Annotated in this window: 17 protein-coding genes; 12 read left to right on the forward strand and 5 right to left on the reverse strand. The window is 64.3% G+C overall.

The window, feature by feature from the left end; all coding sequences use genetic code 11:
- The first annotated feature begins 12 nt into the window (after positions 1-12).
- Positions 13-1,308 carry a citrate synthase gene (gene gltA, locus RVY76_RS08155; protein WP_317373386.1) on the forward strand — a complete coding sequence of 432 codons (1,296 nt, stop codon included), beginning with the start codon at positions 13-15 and terminating at the stop codon, positions 1,306-1,308.
- Between the two features lie 51 nt (positions 1,309-1,359).
- Here gltA and RVY76_RS08160 read toward each other — a convergent pair whose 3' ends face one another.
- On the reverse strand, positions 1,360-2,502 hold the full coding sequence (locus tag RVY76_RS08160) for an acetoin utilization protein AcuC (RefSeq protein WP_317373387.1): 1,143 nt from the start codon (positions 2,500-2,502) through the stop codon (positions 1,360-1,362).
- A 116-nt stretch (positions 2,503-2,618) separates the two neighbouring features.
- Here RVY76_RS08160 and RVY76_RS08165 point away from each other — a divergent pair, with 116 nt between their 5' ends.
- From RVY76_RS08165 to selD, 7 genes are all read left to right on the forward strand, one after another.
- On the forward strand, positions 2,619-3,092 hold the full coding sequence (locus tag RVY76_RS08165; RefSeq protein ID WP_317373388.1) for an NUDIX hydrolase: 474 nt from the start codon (positions 2,619-2,621) through the stop codon (positions 3,090-3,092).
- A gap of 70 nt (positions 3,093-3,162) precedes the next feature.
- Positions 3,163-3,567 (forward strand): DUF1178 family protein, encoded by a 405-nt coding sequence (locus RVY76_RS08170; protein WP_317373389.1) that lies wholly within the window; start codon positions 3,163-3,165, stop codon positions 3,565-3,567.
- 79 nt (positions 3,568-3,646) lie between these two features.
- Positions 3,647-4,324: an ABC transporter ATP-binding protein gene (locus RVY76_RS08175; protein ID WP_317373390.1), complete on the forward strand. Its 678-nt coding sequence runs from the start codon at positions 3,647-3,649 to the stop codon at positions 4,322-4,324.
- Complete coding sequence (locus RVY76_RS08180; RefSeq protein ID WP_317373391.1) at positions 4,321-6,735, forward strand: ABC transporter permease; 2,415 nt, start codon at positions 4,321-4,323, stop codon at positions 6,733-6,735. Before RVY76_RS08175 ends, RVY76_RS08180 begins: the two co-directional genes overlap by 4 nt.
- A complete protein-coding gene (locus RVY76_RS08185) occupies positions 6,725-7,786 on the forward strand; it encodes a lipocalin-like domain-containing protein (RefSeq protein ID WP_317373392.1) in 1,062 nt (353 codons plus the stop codon). Before RVY76_RS08180 ends, RVY76_RS08185 begins: the two co-directional genes overlap by 11 nt.
- Positions 7,779-8,342 (forward strand): pyridoxamine 5'-phosphate oxidase family protein, encoded by a 564-nt coding sequence (locus RVY76_RS08190; RefSeq protein ID WP_317373393.1) that lies wholly within the window; start codon positions 7,779-7,781, stop codon positions 8,340-8,342. Before RVY76_RS08185 ends, RVY76_RS08190 begins: the two co-directional genes overlap by 8 nt.
- 43 nt (positions 8,343-8,385) lie before the next feature.
- Entirely contained in the window at positions 8,386-10,545 is a 2,160-nt protein-coding gene (gene selD, locus RVY76_RS08195; protein WP_317373394.1) for a selenide, water dikinase SelD, read from the forward strand.
- On the opposite strand, the gene mnmH is transcribed toward selD, so the two are convergent.
- Positions 10,542-11,579 carry a tRNA 2-selenouridine(34) synthase MnmH gene (gene mnmH / locus RVY76_RS08200; RefSeq protein ID WP_317373395.1) on the reverse strand — a complete coding sequence of 346 codons (1,038 nt, stop codon included), beginning with the start codon at positions 11,577-11,579 and terminating at the stop codon, positions 10,542-10,544. The genes selD and mnmH overlap by 4 nt on opposite strands.
- A 160-nt stretch (positions 11,580-11,739) precedes the next feature.
- Between mnmH and RVY76_RS08205 the strand changes: the two genes are divergently transcribed.
- Complete coding sequence (locus RVY76_RS08205) at positions 11,740-12,549, forward strand: lytic murein transglycosylase (RefSeq protein WP_317373396.1); 810 nt, start codon at positions 11,740-11,742, stop codon at positions 12,547-12,549.
- A 22-nt stretch (positions 12,550-12,571) separates the two neighbouring features.
- Here RVY76_RS08205 and RVY76_RS08210 read toward each other — a convergent pair whose 3' ends face one another.
- The 3 genes from RVY76_RS08210 to RVY76_RS08220 all read right to left on the reverse strand — a co-directional run bounded on the left by RVY76_RS08210 (position 12,572) and on the right by RVY76_RS08220 (position 14,593).
- Positions 12,572-13,600, reverse strand: a complete 1,029-nt coding sequence (locus RVY76_RS08210) for a diguanylate cyclase domain-containing protein (protein ID WP_317373397.1) — start codon at positions 13,598-13,600, stop codon at positions 12,572-12,574.
- Positions 13,600-14,190 (reverse strand): heme NO-binding domain-containing protein, encoded by a 591-nt coding sequence (locus RVY76_RS08215; RefSeq protein WP_317376734.1) that lies wholly within the window; start codon positions 14,188-14,190, stop codon positions 13,600-13,602. Before RVY76_RS08215 ends, RVY76_RS08210 begins: the two co-directional genes overlap by 1 nt.
- 106 nt (positions 14,191-14,296) lie before the next feature.
- Positions 14,297-14,593: a DUF3572 domain-containing protein gene (locus tag RVY76_RS08220; RefSeq protein ID WP_317373398.1), complete on the reverse strand. Its 297-nt coding sequence runs from the start codon at positions 14,591-14,593 to the stop codon at positions 14,297-14,299.
- Between the two features lie 91 nt (positions 14,594-14,684).
- Here RVY76_RS08220 and RVY76_RS08225 point away from each other — a divergent pair, with 91 nt between their 5' ends.
- From RVY76_RS08225 to RVY76_RS08235, 3 genes are all read left to right on the forward strand, one after another.
- On the forward strand, positions 14,685-16,136 hold the full coding sequence (locus RVY76_RS08225) for a diguanylate cyclase (RefSeq protein WP_317373399.1): 1,452 nt from the start codon (positions 14,685-14,687) through the stop codon (positions 16,134-16,136).
- Positions 16,137-16,224: 88 nt separating this feature from the next.
- Positions 16,225-16,611, forward strand: coding sequence for a DUF983 domain-containing protein (locus RVY76_RS08230; protein ID WP_317373400.1), 387 nt, complete (start codon positions 16,225-16,227; stop codon positions 16,609-16,611).
- Entirely contained in the window at positions 16,524-17,282 is a 759-nt protein-coding gene (locus RVY76_RS08235) for an NUDIX hydrolase (protein ID WP_317373401.1), read from the forward strand. Before RVY76_RS08230 ends, RVY76_RS08235 begins: the two co-directional genes overlap by 88 nt.
- Positions 17,283-17,383: the final 101 nt, after the last annotated feature.

Genomic DNA, 17,383 nt, shown 5'->3' on the forward strand with positions numbered 1-17,383 from the left:
GGGAGACAGGCATTGGCCGACGACAACAAGACCGCAAAGCTGACCTTCGGCGAGACCGAGGTGGAACTGCCCATTCTGAGCCCGACGGCAGGTCCCGACGTCATCGACATCCGCAAGCTCTATGCGGAAGCGGGCGTCTTTACCTACGATCCGGGTTTCACCTCGACCGCGTCCTGCGACAGCACGATCACCTTCATCGATGGCAACAAGGGCGAGTTGCTGCACCGCGGCTATCCGATCGACCAGCTGGCCGAAAAATCGCATTTCCTCGAGGTCTGCTATCTCCTGCTCTACGGCGATCTGCCGAACGCGACCCAGCTCGAGGATTTCGAGCATCGCGTGACGCAGCACACGATGCTGCACGAGCAGATGATGAACTTCTTCCGCGGCTTCCGCCGTGACGCGCATCCGATGGCCGTCATGGTCGGCGTCGTCGGCGCGATGTCCGCCTTCTATCACGACAGCACGGATATCCACGATTCCTGGCAGCGCGAGGTCGCGTCGATCCGGCTGATCGCCAAGATGCCGACGATCGCCGCCTGGGCCTACAAGTATTCTGTCGGTCAGCCGTTCGTCTATCCGCGCAACGACCTCGACTATTCGTCGAACTTCCTGCGGATGTGCTTCTCGGTTCCGGCCGAGGATTACGTCGTGAACCCGATCCTGAGCCGTGCGATGGACCGGATCTTCACGCTGCACGCGGATCACGAGCAGAATGCGTCGACCTCGACCGTACGGTTGGCCTCGTCGTCGGGCGCGAACCCCTTCGCCTGCATCGCGGCCGGCATCGCCTGCCTCTGGGGTCCGGCCCATGGCGGCGCGAACCAGGCCTGCCTCGAGATGCTGCGCGAGATCGGAACGCCCGACCAGATCCCGGAATATATCGAGCGCGCCAAGGACAAGAACGATCCTTTCCGCCTGATGGGGTTCGGCCATCGCGTCTACAAGAACCACGACCCGCGGGCGCAGGTGATGAAGCAGTCTGCGGACGAGGTGCTCGACCTGCTTGGGATCGAGAACAATCCGACGCTCCAGACCGCGAAGGAACTCGAACGGATCGCACTCGAGGACGATTATTTCCGCGAGAAGAAGCTGTTCCCGAATGTCGATTTCTATTCGGGCATCATCCTCGACGCGATGGGCTTCCCGCAGTCGATGTTCACGCCGATCTTCGCCGTGGCGCGCACCGTCGGATGGATCTCGCAGTGGAAAGAGCAGATCAGCGATCCGCAGCTCAAGATCGGCCGTCCGCGTCAGCTCTATATGGGCGAGACGGTTCGGGACTATGTCGACGTCGAGAACCGCTGATCCTGCCGGAACAGACCGGGCCCCTTTCGAGGGGCCCTTTTCTTTTGCGGATCAAACCCAGCGGGGCGCACGCCTGGCGAGTTGCGACAGGCCCGATGCGACCTCTTCGGAGATCGCACCTGGCCGCGGCGCATCCCTGAGCGTCGTGAACCAGTGTTCGGGCGGATTGCGGCCGAGGCGGTTGCCCCGGAATTCGAGGCCGCGCAGAACCGCTGCGGCCGCAGGCGGCAGACGGTCCGGGATTTCGCATTCCGCAAGCGTCGCCCAGACGCCCGACCAGAGCCGGCCGACCGACCACGGATTGTAACCCCCGCCGCCGAGGACGAGCAGCCGTGGGGACATGCCGCGAAGCGCGCGGATGACGGCCCAGTGGGCGTTGTTCGACATCGCGAGCCGCGAGAGCGGATCCTCGAGCACGGCGTCGGCCCCGCATTGCACGATCAGTGCGTCGGGCGCGAATGCCTCGATCCTGGGCAGGATCAGCGCGTCGAGGACCGCGTCCATGTCGGTGTCGTTCGCCCCGCGTGGCAGCGGAAGATTCCAGACATTGCCCGCACCGCGATCCTCGATCGCGCCGGTGAAAGGCCACCGCTTCGCTTCGTGGGTCGAGACGATCAGGACCTCGGGATCATCCCCGAACCCGTGGACCACGCCATCGCAGTGATGTGCGTCGATATCGACATAGGCGATCCGCCCGAGTCCGAGACGACGGAACGCGACGATGGCGAGGCAGGGATCGTTGAGATAGCAGAATCCGTTGGCCCGATCGGGCAGTCCATGATGCGTACCACCGCCAGGGTTGTAGATGGTGCCGCCCCTGGCAAGCAGACCTGCCGCCATGATCGACCCGCCCGCGGCCGTCGCGGGGCGGCGGAACACCTCGGGGTAGATCGGGTTGGAGGCGGTGCCCAGCCCGTGGCGGGCCCGTTCCTCGGCCGTGACCTCGCCGTCCCGTTCGGCGCGTTGCAACACCGCGAGATAACCGGGATCGTGCCAGGCCGCGAGGGCCGTCGGTTTCGCGCGGGGCGAGGTCAGGTATCGCTCGGGCGGCAACCATCCCATCGCGCGCGAAAGATCCATCACTGTCGAGACGCGCGGGACGCGCAACGGGTGCAGCGCACCGTAACTCGATCCGCGATAGATCTCGGAGCCGATGAAGCGCGCCGGCGATGCGTTCCCTTCCCGATCGATCACGTGGTTCCTGTCAACGTTAACCTCTAAGTCATTGTCTTTCGATCGAGATGGGTTTCAGATGGTTCCGCCGCCACATGCCATATTCGAAACAACCAACGGTATCCTGTAGCTAACTCATGAACTCGATCCTTCCAGCCGCCCGCCCCCTTCGCCTCATGTCCGCGGGAAAGCGCGATGTCAGGACGCAGTTCGGCGCGCTTTGCTGGCGGATGCGAAACGGCAAGCTGCAGGTCGCCCTGGTGACGACCCGGCGAACGCGCAGGTGGATCGTGCCGAAGGGGTGGCCGATCGAGGGAGCGACGCCCGCCATGGCCGCCGCGACCGAAGCCTTCGAGGAGGCCGGCGTCGAGGGGGCGGTCAGCGAACAATGCCTCGGTATCTTCACCTATACCAAGGAGATGGACGGAGACGATCTGCCCTGCGTGGTCGCGGTCTTTCCGATCAAGGTGAAGAAGGTCCACAAGGTCTGGCCAGAGAAGGCCGAGAGAACGCGCCGCTGGGCCACGCCGAAGAAGGCCGCGCGGCTGGTGCAGGAGCCGGAATTGCAGCAAATGCTGGCGCGGTTCGATCCGAAGATGCTTCTGACCTAAGCGGGAAGCCTTGGCCATGGAAGCGTCCGAACCTACTTAGACGAACGTTGCAAGTTTCGGAATTACGGGAATGATCCGCTTCGCCCTTAAATGCAGTGCCGGCCACGAATTCGAGGCATGGTTCAGATCCGGCGAGGCGTATGACACGCTTCGTGCGAGCGACCGCGTGAACTGTTCGGAATGCGGCGATACCGATGTCGAGAAGGCGCTGATGGCCCCCGGTCTCGGAGCGGGGGGCGAAGTGTCGCTGGGTGCCGGGTCGGAACATCCGATCGCGCGATTGCGGCGCGAGGTGGAGGAAAAGTCCGACTATGTCGGCGCGGACTTCGCGCAACGTGCGCGCGCCATGCACGAGGGCAAGGAAACGAGCCGTCCGATCTATGGCGAGGCCGCCCCGGGAGAGGCACGCGCGCTCCTTCGCGAGGGCGTACCGATCCTGCCCCTTCCGTTTCGTCCCAAGGCCAAGTCGAACTGACCGTCGCGCCTGATACATGGTGCCAGATGGATTGACGCACCCCCTTCCCTGTCGGACGGCACCCGCTAGGTGCGGGACCATGCCGAAGAGAGGAACGTCTGTGCTTCACCTGAAGGACGTCAGCAAATCCTACGAGGGAGCGGACGGTCCGGTTCCGGTCCTGCGCGGTGTCGATCTGACCCTCGGGGCCGGTCGGACGATGGCTCTGACGGGAGAGAGCGGCTCGGGCAAATCGACCCTCCTGCATATCGTCGGAGGGCTCGACAAGGCCGACGGCGGAACGGTCGAGCTTGACGGGACGGATGTCACGACGCTTGACGATCGTGCGCGGGCGCGGCTCAGGCGGGGCAAGATCGGGGTGGTCTTCCAGCAGTTCAACCTCATTCCTTCGCTCGACGTCGCGGCGAACATCGCGTTCCAGGCACGGCTCGCCGGTCGGCCTGATCGCGCGTGGATCGCGGATCTTGTCAGTCGCCTCGGGCTCGAGGCGCATGCGTCCAAATATCCCGAGCAATTGTCCGGCGGTCAGCAGCAGCGCGTCGCGATCGGCAGGACGCTGGCCGCGAAGCCGCGCCTCGTCCTCGCGGACGAGCCGACGGGGAACCTCGACGAGGAAAGCGGCGAACGGGTCCTGTCGCTGATGCTCGACCTCGTGGCGGAAACGGGCGCGTCGCTTCTGGTCGTCACGCATTCCAGCCACCTTGCCGCGCGGATGGAGCGCCGGCTGCATCTGCGGGCGGGGCGTATCGCGGAATGATCGCGGCCGGTCTCCACGCGCTTCTCTCGCATTGGCTTCGTCATCCGTTCCAGCTTTTGACGTTGATGCTTGGACTGGCTGCGGCGACGGCGCTTTGGTCTGGCGTGCAGGCGATCAACGCCGAAGCGCGCACGAGCTACGATGCGGCCGAGCGCACGCTTGCCGGGCCGTCGCGCGACCTCCTCGCCTCGCGCGACGGCGGGCCAATCGACGATTCGGCCTTCGTCACGCTGCGGCGGGCCGGATGGCTGGTCACTCCCGTCATCGAAGGGCCGGTCAAGGCAGGTGGCAGGTCGCTTCGGGTCATAGGTATCGACGTCTTCACCCTGCCTCGGGGTGACATGCCCGAGGCCGCCGTGGAGCGCGGGGGCGATCCGACCTTCCTCTCGCCGCCGGGGGAGCTGCTCGTCTCCGCCGCGACACGTGACACTCTCACCGATGAGGACACATTGCCCCCGCGCGTCGCGGCCGAGGGGATCGGCCCCGGGATCGCCTATGCCGATATCGGAACCGCCCAACGTCTTCTCGGTCGCGAGGGACAGATCGACCGGCTGATCCTGACGGGGGAGCCGAGCCTCGGTGCCCCGACGCTCGAAGCCGTCGCGCCGGATCTCGAACGGCGGAGTGCCGATGCCGGCGGCGGTGATATCGCGCGGCTCACCGCGTCCTTCCACCTCAATCTCACGGCGTTCGGGCTTTTAAGCTTCGTCGTCGGGCTTTTCATCGTTCGCGGCGCGATCGGTCTTGCCTTCGAACAACGTCGCGGCGTCTTTCGTACGCTTCGGGCGCTGGGGATGGATGCGCGAACGCTTCTGGCGCTGCTCGTGGGCGAGCTTCTGATCCTTGCGCTCGTCGCGGGTGCGATGGGCGTGGCTCTGGGCTATGGCGTTGCCACCCTGCTGCTGCCCGATGTGGCCGCCACGCTGCGAGGGCTATACGGTGCCGAGGTGCCCGGAACGCTCTCGATCAGGCCGATCTGGTGGCTCGCGGGGCTCGGCATCGCGGTTCTTGGCACGGCCGTCGCGGCGGCGGGGACGCTCTGGAAGATCGCGCATCTCCCGCTTCTCGCCCCGGCGCAACCGCGGGCTTGGGCGCGTGCATCGGATCGCACGATAAGGACGCAGGCTTTAGCGGCAGCCCTGCTGATCGCCGTTGCGATCGCGCTCGGCTTCACAGGGGGTGGGTTGGTCGCCGGCTTCGCGATGCTGGGCGCACTTTTGGTCGGGGCGGCCCTGCTCCTTCCGCCCATGCTGACCGTGATCCTCGCAGCCTTTGCAGGCGCGTCGCGCGGTGCGATCGCGCAATGGTTCTGGGCCGACACCCGGCAGCAGCTTCCGGGGCTGAGCCTCGCGCTCATGGCCCTGCTTCTGGCGCTCGCGGCGAATATAGGCGTCGGGACCATGGTGAGTTCTTTCCGGACGACCTTTACAGGCTGGCTCGATCAGCGGCTCGCTTCGGAGATCTACGTCACTGCCGAAAGCGACGCACAGGCGGCCGAGATGCGAACCTGGCTCGGCCCGCATGTCGACGCGATCCTGCCCATCCGCGAAGTCGAGGCCGATCTCGCCGGAGCGCCGGGCGAGATCTATGGCGTGGCCGATCATCCGACCTATTCCGAGAACTGGCCCCTTATCGACGCCGCACCCGATGTATGGGGACGCATCGCCGCCGGCGAGGCGATCCTTGTCAACGAGCAGCTCGCCCGGCGGGAAGAGCTTTGGCCCGGCGCGACGCTCGACCTGCCCGGCTGGCCCGACGCGCCGGTCGCGGGCGTCTACAGCGATTACGGCAATCCGCTCGGTCAGGTGATGGTCGGGCTCGGACGGTTCGATGCACTCTATCCCGATGCGCCGAACCGACGCTTCGGCATCCGCGTACCGCAGGGAGAGGCAGGCGCGCTGATCGACGAGATCAACGCGCGCTTCGCCCTCCCTGCCCCCGGTGCGACCGACCAGGCCGAAATCAAGCGTTTCTCGCTCGAGATCTTCGAAAGGACATTCACCGTGACCGCGGCGCTCAACGTGCTCACGCTGTCGGTGGCGGCGCTCGCGATCCTCACGTCGCTTTTGACGATCGCCACGATGCGTCAGCCGCAGCTTGCGCCGGTCTGGGCGCTGGGACTGACGCGCGCGACGCTCGGGCGGCTGGAGCTGGGACGCGCACTGCTTCTGGCGGGACTGACCTTCGTGCTGTCGGTTCCCGTCGGACTGATCCTCGCCTGGGTCCTGCTTGCCGTCATCAACGTCGAGGCGTTCGGCTGGCGGCTGCCCATGCAGGTCTTTCCGTTCGACTGGCTTCGGCTCGGTCTCTGCTCACTTCTGGCGGCCGGGCTCGCGGCGCTCATACCGGCGATCCGTCTTGCGCGGATGCCGCCTACGGAACTGCTCAAGGTGTTTGCCAATGAACGCTAGTCGCCTCACGCGTCGCCGGGTCCTGACGCTGGCCGGGCTCGGCCTCGTTGCGGGGCCGGCCTTCGGCCAGGGGTTTGCGGGGCTGGGTCGGCACGCCGGCGAATTCGCCGTGCCACGTCCCGAAACGCAGCTGAGCTTTCCCGCCGATCACGCGCCGCACCCGGACTTCCGGATCGAATGGTGGTACGTCACCGCAAATCTGAACGGGCCAGACGGCACGCCATATGGCGTGCAATGGACGCTTTTCCGTTCTGCCCTCACCCCCGCGAGCGAGCAAAGCGGCTGGTCGACGACGCAAGCCTGGATGGGGCATGCGGCGCTCACTACGCCAGACCGGCATTTCGCGGCCGAACGCCTCGCCCGCGGAGGTATCGGTCAGGCCGGTGCGGGGATCGAACCGTTCGATGCATGGATCGACGATTGGCGTCTTTCGGGACCAGACCTCGACCACGTGACGATGAAGGCTGCCGGTGAGGATTTCGCCTTCACGCTCGATCTGGCGACCGAGGCGGCTTTCGTTCTGCAGGGGAATAACGGGTTTTCGGTGAAGTCGGCCGCGGGCCAGGCGAGCCACTATTATTCGCAGCCCTTCTACGAAGTTGCGGGGACACTGCGTTTCGAGGGTCGGGAGATTTCCGTCACGGGTCTGGCTTGGCTCGATCGGGAATGGTCGTCTCAACCCCTGTCGGGTGATCAGGAGGGATGGGACTGGTTCTCGCTCCACCTCGAGGGCGGCGACAAGCTGATGGGCTTCAGGCTGCGCGGGAGCCCGGATTTCACGGCTGCGACATATGTCAGCGCGGACGGTACGACGACGGCATTCGAGAACGGCGTTTTTTCGGCCGAACCCATGGGGCAGACCGAGATCGAAGGCCGCGACATCCCCGTCAGGTGGCAAGTGCGGCTGCCGCCACGCGGCATCGACGTCACGGTCGCTGCCTTGAACGCGAATGCGTGGATGCCGCTGACCTTCCCCTACTGGGAGGGACCGGTCACGATCGAAGGCAGCCATTCAGGACAAGGTTATCTGGAGATGACGGGATATGAGTGACGACGTGCCCGCCTGGGCGGACGATCTCGGCGCGTTCCTTTCCCGCGGGTGGGACGCGCTCGAGCGGGCAGCCGATGATCCATCGGCCCCCATGCACCGCGCCGTTCTTGCGACCACGGGGCTCGGGGGCGGCGCGGAAGCTCGGACGCTCGTGCTGAGGCATGCAAGAAGGTCTGATGCGACGCTTGGGGTGCAGGTCGATCGGGCCTCGACCAAGGTGGCGGAAATCGGGGCCAATCCGCTGGCCACGCTGCTTTTCTGGGACGAAGACGCGCAAATGCAGATCCGAGCGCGCATCCGGGCCGAAATCGATACCGACACCGCCGCGATCTGGACCGACCTTTCGGATCGTGCGCGTACGAATTATGGCGGCACGCCACCGACGGGTGCCCCCATTCCCGCCGCGTCGGCTTATGACAAGGTCCCCGATCCTGATCGCCTCGCCCGGATTATGGGCCATGTGCAATCCTTCGATTTCGTCTATCTGGGGCCCGAACATCGTCGCGCGCTCTTCTCGCGCGACAACGGTTTCGCGGGGACGTGGCTCGCGCCCTGACGGACCGACCCGGGCCAAGCCGGGGCAGTGATCGGAGACGCAGATGCGACAGATTTGGCCCGCGACACGGGATCTCGTGCTGGTCGGCGGCGGGCATGCACATGCCCTCGTCCTCAGGAGCTGGGGCATGGATCCGCTGCCAGGTGCGCGGCTGACATTGATCAATCCCGGGCCGACCGCGCCTTATACGGGAATGCTGCCGGGCTTCGTCGCCGGGCATTACGACCGAGATACGCTCGACATCGATCTGATGAAGCTTGCCCAATTCGCAGGCGCGCGGATCGTGCTCGGACATGCCACCGGCATCGATCGGGCGGCGAAAGAGATCGAGGTCGAGGATCAACTTCTCGGTTCGCGTCGAGTGGCCTATGACGTCGCCTCGATCGACATCGGCATCCATTCCGACATGCCCGAGATTACCGGTTTCTCGGAATACGGCGCACCGGCGAAACCGCTCGACCGGTTCGCCAGTCTCTGGGCCGCGCATGTGACCGGACCGGACCGGAACGCGCCGAAGGCGGTCATCGGCGGCGGCCCGGCGGGTGCGGAGCTTGCCATGGCGATGTCCTACGGCACGGATGGTGCACCGGTGACCCTTATCGACCGGGGACGCGCATTCGACGACATGGGTCAGGGGGCTGCGCACGCGCTGCGAGCCGCGCTGGTCCGTCGGAACGTTACGCTGATCGAACAGGCGGAGGTGGCCGAGATCACCGCGCACCACGTAGTGTTGAAAGATGGAGGCGACATTCCCGCTCGGCTCGTGACGGCCGCCACGGGACCTCGACCGCATGCCTGGATCGGCCGGACGGGTCTGTCGCTCAGCGATGGATATATCGATGTCGATGCGGAGCTGCGAAGTTCGGACCCGGCGATCTTCGCCGCCGGCGATTGCGCGCATATGACCTTCGCGCCACGTCCCAAGGCAGGCGTCTTTGCCGTACGGCAGGCCCCCATCCTTCGGGCCAACCTGCGCGCGTCGATGGGGGCCGGCCGGCTGCGCCGCTTTCGGCCGCAGAGCGATTACCTCAAGCTTATCGCACTTGGCGAGAAATCGGCCGTGGCGGACAAGTTCGGCCTGCGATTGTCCGGTCGGGCCATCTGGTGGTGGAAGGATCGGATCGACCGCAGGTTCATGCGCCGGTTGTCCGACCTTCCGGTCATGGAGCCCGATCCCCCACCGCGCCACCATACCGAAGGCCTACGCGCCATGACGCGGCAGATCCCCTGCGGCGGGTGCGCCGCGAAGGTCGGACCCGAGATCCTGAAGACCGCGCTGGGACCGACGCGAGATTTGCAGGAAGGCGTCGAGACCGGGATCGGCGACGACGCGGCGATCCTGCGGACTGGCGGCGTACGTCAGGCCATCACCGTTGACCAGATCGGCGGCATATCGGCAGATCCGCGACTGATGGCCCATATCGCGGCACATCACGCGATCGGCGATTGCCTGGCGATGGGTGCCCGCCCGCAGGCGATCCTTCCGATTCTTACCCTGCCCCGCGCCGCACCGGAGATGGAGGCACGGACCCTTGCCGAGGTGGCCGACGCGGTCGAGGCAGTCGCAACGGCCGCAGGGGCCGCGATCGTCGGCGGGCACACCGCGACCGGAGCGGAGATGGCGATGGGATTTGCCGTGACCGGTTTGCTCGACGGGCCGGCGATCACGCTTGCCGGCGCACGGCCGGGCGACGCGCTGATACTGACGAAGCCGCTCGGCTCGGGCGTGATCCTCGCAGGTGCGATGGCGGGAAGGTGCCGAGGCGTCGATCTCGCGGCCGCACTTCGTCATATGGCAACACCGCAGATCGCGGCGGCGTCGATCCTGTCGCGCGCCCATGCGATGACGGATGTGACGGGATTCGGCCTCGCCGGTCACCTTATGGGCATGCTGCGCGCCGCGCAGGCGGGCGCACGGCTCGACGCGAAACGGATCCCTGCCATGGACGGTGCGATCGCGCTGTTCCAGGGCGGTCAGAGATCCACGCTTCATGCGGCCAACCGTCAGGCGGTCGCCCGGGAAACACTCGGCGAAGGGGCGGTATACGAACTGCTCTTCGATCCGCAGACGGCCGGTGGGCTCTTGGCCGCAATCGCACCCGAAGAAGCGGAAGAAACGCTGGCCCGCCTTGAACGGGCGGGTTATCCCGCCGCGCGGATCGGCACGGTCACGGCAGGTGCAGCGGTGATCGAACTCACCTAAATCGTCGAGAGCTCTGCCATGATCCTGTCCGCGACGCGGTCGAGACCTTCGGTATCGAGATTCTGCGTCTCGACGATGCGGTCGGCTTCGCGGTCCTTGCGGGCATAACGCGGATCGTAATGATGCTCCATCAATTCGAGGGCCAGCCTCTCCGTCTCGCCACGCTTGGCGAGGTCGCGCCACGTGCCGATACGATCATGTCCCTGCAAGGGAACGAGTGACAGGAGAACCCGGTCGAGCCGTTCGGGATCGGCGACGATATCGGCATAGGCGCGCGTTAGGTAGCGGGCGCGCGCCGGGCGCGGTGCCTCGATCCTGATCCGCGGGGCGCTCTGCATGGCACTCCAGAGCGCGGGCGGCACGATCATTCGCCCGACCTTGCTGGACTCCGCCTCCACGAGAACCGGACGGTCGGGATCGAGACGTGTCGTCACCTGTGCGAGATGCGACTCGAACCCCTTCTGCGAAGGCTGCTCTCCCATTGCGCCGAACACCGATCCTCGATGATTGGCAAGGCCCTCGAGGTCGGCGATCTGCCCGCCGCGCGCGGCGATTCTGTGCAGGATCTCGGTCTTGGCGCTGCCCGTATAGCCATCGAGCAGGATCACGCGTGCGGGGAACGGGCTTTCGTAAAGCGTATCGCGGACCAGCCGGCGATACGTGCGATAGCCGCCATCGACGACAGCGACGCGCCAGCCGATCTGCGTCAGGATCGAGGCGAAGGAATTGGACCTCTGCCCCCCGCGCCAGCAATAGACGAGCGGACGCCACCCGCCGTCGTGACCGGCAAGCGCCCCCTCGATATGGGATGCAGCGTTGCGCGCGACCAGCGCCGCACCGATCTTGCGCGCGAGAAACGGGCTCTGCCGCGTGTAGATGGTGCCGACGCGGGCGCGCTCCTCGTCGTCGAGAACGGGCAGGTTGATGGCACCCGGCACGTGGTCTTCGGCGAACTCCGAAGGCGCGCGGACATCGATGATCGTATCGAACCGATCTGCGGCGAAGTCGTCGAGGTTTGAAAAGGTAACGGTCATGCGCCACCCCTAGCGCAATCGCAAGAAGGCGGGAATGGGTGGCGATGGCGCGATCGTGATCGCGAAGTCGCCGGCATGCAGGCTTGCAACCTGCGCGGGACTTGGCGCTCACCTTCGCACGGGATAGCGTCGAACGGAATGAAATTCCGGAGTAAACATAATGGTTAACAGGATGAGGGCCGCATTGCTGGCGACCGCGCTGGTCACGGTGCCTGGCCTGGCGTTGGCCGCGACCTGCGGCAACACCGCGGCTGGATACGAGACCTGGAAGGCCGCGTTCGCCCGTGAGGCGCAAGCCGCAGGCGTCGGTCAACGCGGCCTTCAGGCACTCGCGGCCACGCGCTACGCGCAATCGACGATCAATGCCGATCGCAACCAGCAGAGCTTCAGCTACTCGCTTGAGCGCTTCATGGAGGTGCGCGGGGCTGACACCATAGTCTCGCAAGGGCGTCAAAGGCTCGCGGCCAACCCGGCATTCTACGCCTCGCTCGAACAGCGGTACGGTGTGCCCGCGGGCGTGATCATCGCCATCCACGGGATGGAAACCGGCTTTGGCAACTTCATGGGCGACAGCAACGTCGTTTCGGCGATCTCGACGCTCGCCTATGATTGCCGGCGATCCGATTTCTTCACGCCGCACGCCCTCGCGGCGTTGAAACTCGTCGATCGCGGAGCGCTGTCTCCGGGCACGCAGGGCGCACGTCATGGCGAAGTTGGGCATACCCAGTTCCTGCCGGGAAACGTACTGCGCTATGGCGTCGATGCAGACGGGAATGGTCGCGTGGACCTTACCAACATCACCGATTCCCTCGCCTCTACCGCGAATTTCCTGCGTCAAAAGGGATGGCAACCGGGTGCTGGCTATCAGCAGGGGCAACCAAATTTCCGTGCAATTCAGGAATGGAACGCGGCGAGCGTCTATCAGCAGGCGATCGCGATCATGGCGGCGAGGATCGACGCAGGGTCCTGATCGAGCCCCGAGGTGGCATCCGTCATTCGCCGGGTGCCACCACCCGGCTCGCTGCTTGACCGCATTCGCCGCCTGAAATGCTGTGACGCGACCGGCCTGCTGCCTTGGAGGCATAGAGCGCGCGGTCGGCGTCCACCACCATCTGGTCGAGGTCGGGCGACCGGTAGCAGGTGGAGATTGCGGTGCCGACGCTTGCCGAAATCCGGCAGGAATGCCCCTCGAAGAGAACCGGCCTCTGAAGCTCGGAGATGATCCGGACGGCGATCTCCTCGATCCTGTCGGGATCTGTCATGCCCGGAAGGACAAGGATGAACTCGTCCCCGCCGACCCGTGCCACCGTATCGGATGCACGGGTCGCGCTTCGCAGAGCCGCAGCGACCACCTGAAGCACATGGTCACCGGCGGCGTGCCCATAGCTGTCGTTCACAGACTTGAAATAATCGAGATCGATGTTGCAGAGCGAGAAGGCATCACCGCTCGTCACGAGACGGTTGACGATCCGCTCCAGCGCACGGCGATTGGCGAGACCCGTCAACGTATCTGTGAAAGCCTGCGCCTCCGCGACTGTCTTGGCACCATCGAGTCGCGAAATGAGACGGCGCGTTTCGGCCATCGCGGCAGAGTTCGCCTCCATCAGGTAGAGCATGTCGACGGTCATGTCCGTGGGACTGAAATCGGCGGTGGTCAACGCCGCGCCCCCGAGATCGCGCAGTTCGCTGAGGTCGAGCGCAAGACTGAGAACCCCGCCTTCCCCATCGCCAAGCGCAAGCGCCATGCCGCGAAGGCGGACGGGACGTCCCTCGCGAAACCGCAACTTGACCCTGGGAGGCTCCAGTTTGCGAAGTTCCCATGCGGAGGAAATTCCACGCGGTCGCGTGATCTCGAAACACTCGAGCAGAGGCCGGTCCTTCAGCGTTCGCTCTCCGGCGAGCTTGGCCATGCCGGGTGCCACGTGCCGTACGATCCCGGACGTATCGAAACGCAGATGCATCGGCAGCATCCTGTCGACCGCAGCGCTCTCGAAGGTGACGACAGACCCCGGGCGGTACATCACCGCCCCTCCGTCAACATGAAGCTGTTGCCGGCCGCGAAGCTGGTAGAGAGCAACATGATCTCGACTGCGCTGGCATTCGGACGGTGGGGCAGTTCGACGGTCTGGACGATCGCCAGCGCGCCGTAATCATCGGCCATGGCACGCAGGCAGCCAAGCATCACATGCTCGACCCCGTCGCAGGCATTTTCACAATCGATCACGTAATTCGTCGGATCGACCGCCTCGACGCGCAAGGTCGGGACTTCGAAATCCGGAATGGCGAGGCGCGCACGGTCCGGAAGATCGCCGATCGATTCCAGAAAATCGACGAGATCCGCCCCCCCGAACCGCAAGAGACGCCGGATGCGCCACATATTCGGATGAGAGATCAGGTAGGTTCCGAGGTCTTCGAGGAAATCGGATCGCGACTTGTTAAGACGCGCACATGCCATGTCGATCACGGCATAGGTCAACGTGTCTTCGTACGTTAGCATGGCCTCGAAGCCATCGCCGTCGAGCCCCGCCTGCGTGGCAATCTCGCTCCAGAGCGGCACGCCGTAGACGTCCTGTACGAAGTTCTGAATGGATCTGTTGACCAGACCATGCATCGTCAATCTCCCGTCCTTCGGAGAAAGACCCTAGAACCGTCAGTTTAAAGTATCGTTATCGGCCCCCGGCCTTCGACGAATTCAATGCAATATCGATGTCTCGAATTCAGGTCCAATGAACCTGCTCTCCGCCGGGCAAAGCTGCGCGTGCCGCGCCGGGCGCGCGATAATCCAGATCGCGCTCATTGCAGTATCTCTTGATCCACTCATCATCCATCATTAAAAATTCGAGAATAGCCCCAAGAAATTCACTATCTTTCAACCTTTGCGGGAAATCATCTTTGGAAACTCCGGTGCTTCCCATGAACACGGAGAGAAGATCCTCCTCGGAGGCCAGCCAAGCAAGAACGTCAAGCGCCATGGTTTCGGCATCATCTCGCGAATAGGCAAGGGATCGCTGCATTAGGGCCCTCGAAAAAAGAAAGACTTTGTTAAGCTTAAGAACCGATTATAAGCGCGTACCGTCATGGTGCACGAGACTAGCAAGGGGCTGAATGTCACGCAGGGTCCTCATTGTCGAATCGACCGCTACGAGCAGGAGTGCGCTGAAGGCGATCCTGTCCGGAGCCAGGTACGATACTGCGGCAGTGTCGACCGGACGGGAAGCCCTTGATGCGATACGAGAGCAATTGCCGGATGCCATCCTGCTCGACGCGGGCGTTCCGGACATGGATTGCGTCAAGTTTTGCGCCCGCGTAGCCGCACAGCTGGGCGAGGCGATGCCACCCATCGTTGTCATGCTGGAAAGCGGAGCGATCCGTGCACGCACAGAGGCCATTCGTGGCGGGGCAGCCGCGATCCTGTCACGGCCGGTCGAGCGGTCCTGGCTTCTCACGAATTTGCGTGCATTGCTGCGCAGCCACGAGACACGATCCGAGCTTCGACGCAGGAATGTCACCGCGGCAAATCTTGGCTTTTCGGATGCGGGAACCGGTTTCGGAAAGCCAGCGCGCCTTGCACTCGTTTCGACCGACCAAGATCATGCCGCGAGACTTGCCGCCAGCATCAAGCAGCGATCGCTGCATAGGATCGATATCCTCAATCCTGAGGAGGCGATTGCCGCATCGGACGATCCGGAACGCGCGCCGGAGATATTCCTGCTCTGTCACGATCCCGATCCGGACGAGATGCTGACCCTGATGGCGGAACTGCGCGCGCGACCGAACACCCGCCGGCGTGCGGCGATCCTGGTCGAGTACGACCCCGGCAATCGACCGATCGGTGCGCGCGCGTTGGATCAGGGGGCGAGTGACCTCGTCAGGACCGACGCCAGCGTCGAGGAAATCGCGCTGAGGATCGACCGCCAGTTGCGTCTGAAGCGGCAGGACGACATGCTACGAGCGAGTCTCGATGCTTCGCTGATGATGGCGGTGCACGATTCGCTGACCGAGCTCTTCAATCGCCGTTACGCGATGCGGTATCTCGAGGATCTTTTTTCTCAGATCGAGGATACTGAGCGGAATTACGGCATGCTTTTGATGGATATCGATCACTTCAAGTCGGTGAACGATACATACGGGCATCCGGCAGGCGATGCCGTGCTCAAGCAAGTGGCGAGGCGACTCAGAAACAACCTTCGCGAAGGCGACCTGCTTGCGCGCATCGGCGGCGAGGAATTTCTGGTGGCTTTGCCGGAATGCCTCGACGACGAGGCCTTCATCGCCGCCGATCGACTACGGCAGTCGATCGCCGCCGATCCCTTCATTCTGCCCGATGGCACCGAGCTCCATGTCACCCTGTCCATCGGGGCGATCTGCGGGTCCGCCGAACCGGAAGCGCTGCTCGCGCGCGCGGACGAGGCGCTTTACGCGGCGAAGGAAGCCGGGCGCAATCGCGTCGAGCGGGCACGCCCACTTCTGCGTGAGAAGCCTTCCGACACGCCTGCAGAATTGTCGGCGGCGGACAATCCGACCGTGCCGTCACGCAACGCACGCTACATGAACTGATTTGCGACATCGCGCCGCAAGATAGGCTTGGGCCTGTCGTTCGAAGGCTCCGGATGCTAGTGTCTTGCATCCCAAAGGGAAGCTGCAGATGTTCGATGATACAGCCAATGACGCGGAGACGCATGATCGCGCACTCAAGCCCGCAGTGCTTCGTGGGTTTCGATGCAAATGTCCCAACTGCGGCTCCGGGCCTCTGCTGAGCGGGTACCTCAAGCCCCGACCTGCCTGTACTGTCTGCGGCGAAGATCTGCGATACGCACGTGCGGACGACGCGCCGGCCTATCTCACGATCCTGCTCGTCGGCCATCTCATGGCACCGTTCATGCATTGGGGGTTCGTCCGTTTCCGGCCGGAACCGATCGTCCTCGCCGCGATCTTCATCACGGGATGCGTTGCCCTGTCGCTCTATCTCCTGCCGCGGATCAAGGGGATGGTTATCGGCTTTCAGTGGGCGCGACGCATGCACGGCTTTTGATCGAAGACCGAGCCATCCACGCTGCCGCGACGGTGATCGTGGTGAGAAATGCCGACCGTGATCCCTCGGTCCTTGTCGGTCAGCGTGCAAGCGGCGCAGCATTCATGGCTGACAAGGTCGTATTTCCAGGGGGGAGGATCGACCATGAGGACAGCGGCGACCTCTTGGTGGTCGGGCTTTCTCAACCATGCCGCGAGCGGTTAAACGAAGCCGGCTCACCAACGCCCGAACGGATCGCCGCAGCCGCCATTCGCGAATTGTGGGAAGAAACCGGTCAGATACTCGGTCAGGCCGCCTGCTGGCCCGATCCACCACCCGCATGGGAACGGTTCGCTGCGCGAGGATACCGCCCGGATGCGAGCGGTCTCCGCTTTGTTTTTCGTGCCATTACGCCACCGAAACGTCCAAGACGGTTCGATGCGCGTTTCTTCGTGGTCGATGCCGAACGGCTCGCAACCGATCCCGATGACTTTTCATCCGCAGAGGATGAATTGCGGTTCCTTCAATGGATGCCGATCGCCGAGGCGCGGTCCTTCGACCTTCCGTTCATCACGCAGGTCGCCCTGGCCGAAATTTCGGCGAGACTGCCCGATCTCTCCGCTCCAGATCGTGTTCCGTTCTTCCGCAATGATGTCGCGGACAACCATATAATCGATCTCGCCGAGACCTGACGCGCTTGCCGATCCGAATGTCCGGCGGGTTTCGACCCGGCTTCGGGCACGGACCTCATCTGCATGACCTGCACAGAAGGTGCGCTACGAGACCCTGACCG

This window comes from Palleronia sp. LCG004 (assembly GCF_032931615.1).
GTDB lineage: Bacteria > Pseudomonadota > Alphaproteobacteria > Rhodobacterales > Rhodobacteraceae > Palleronia.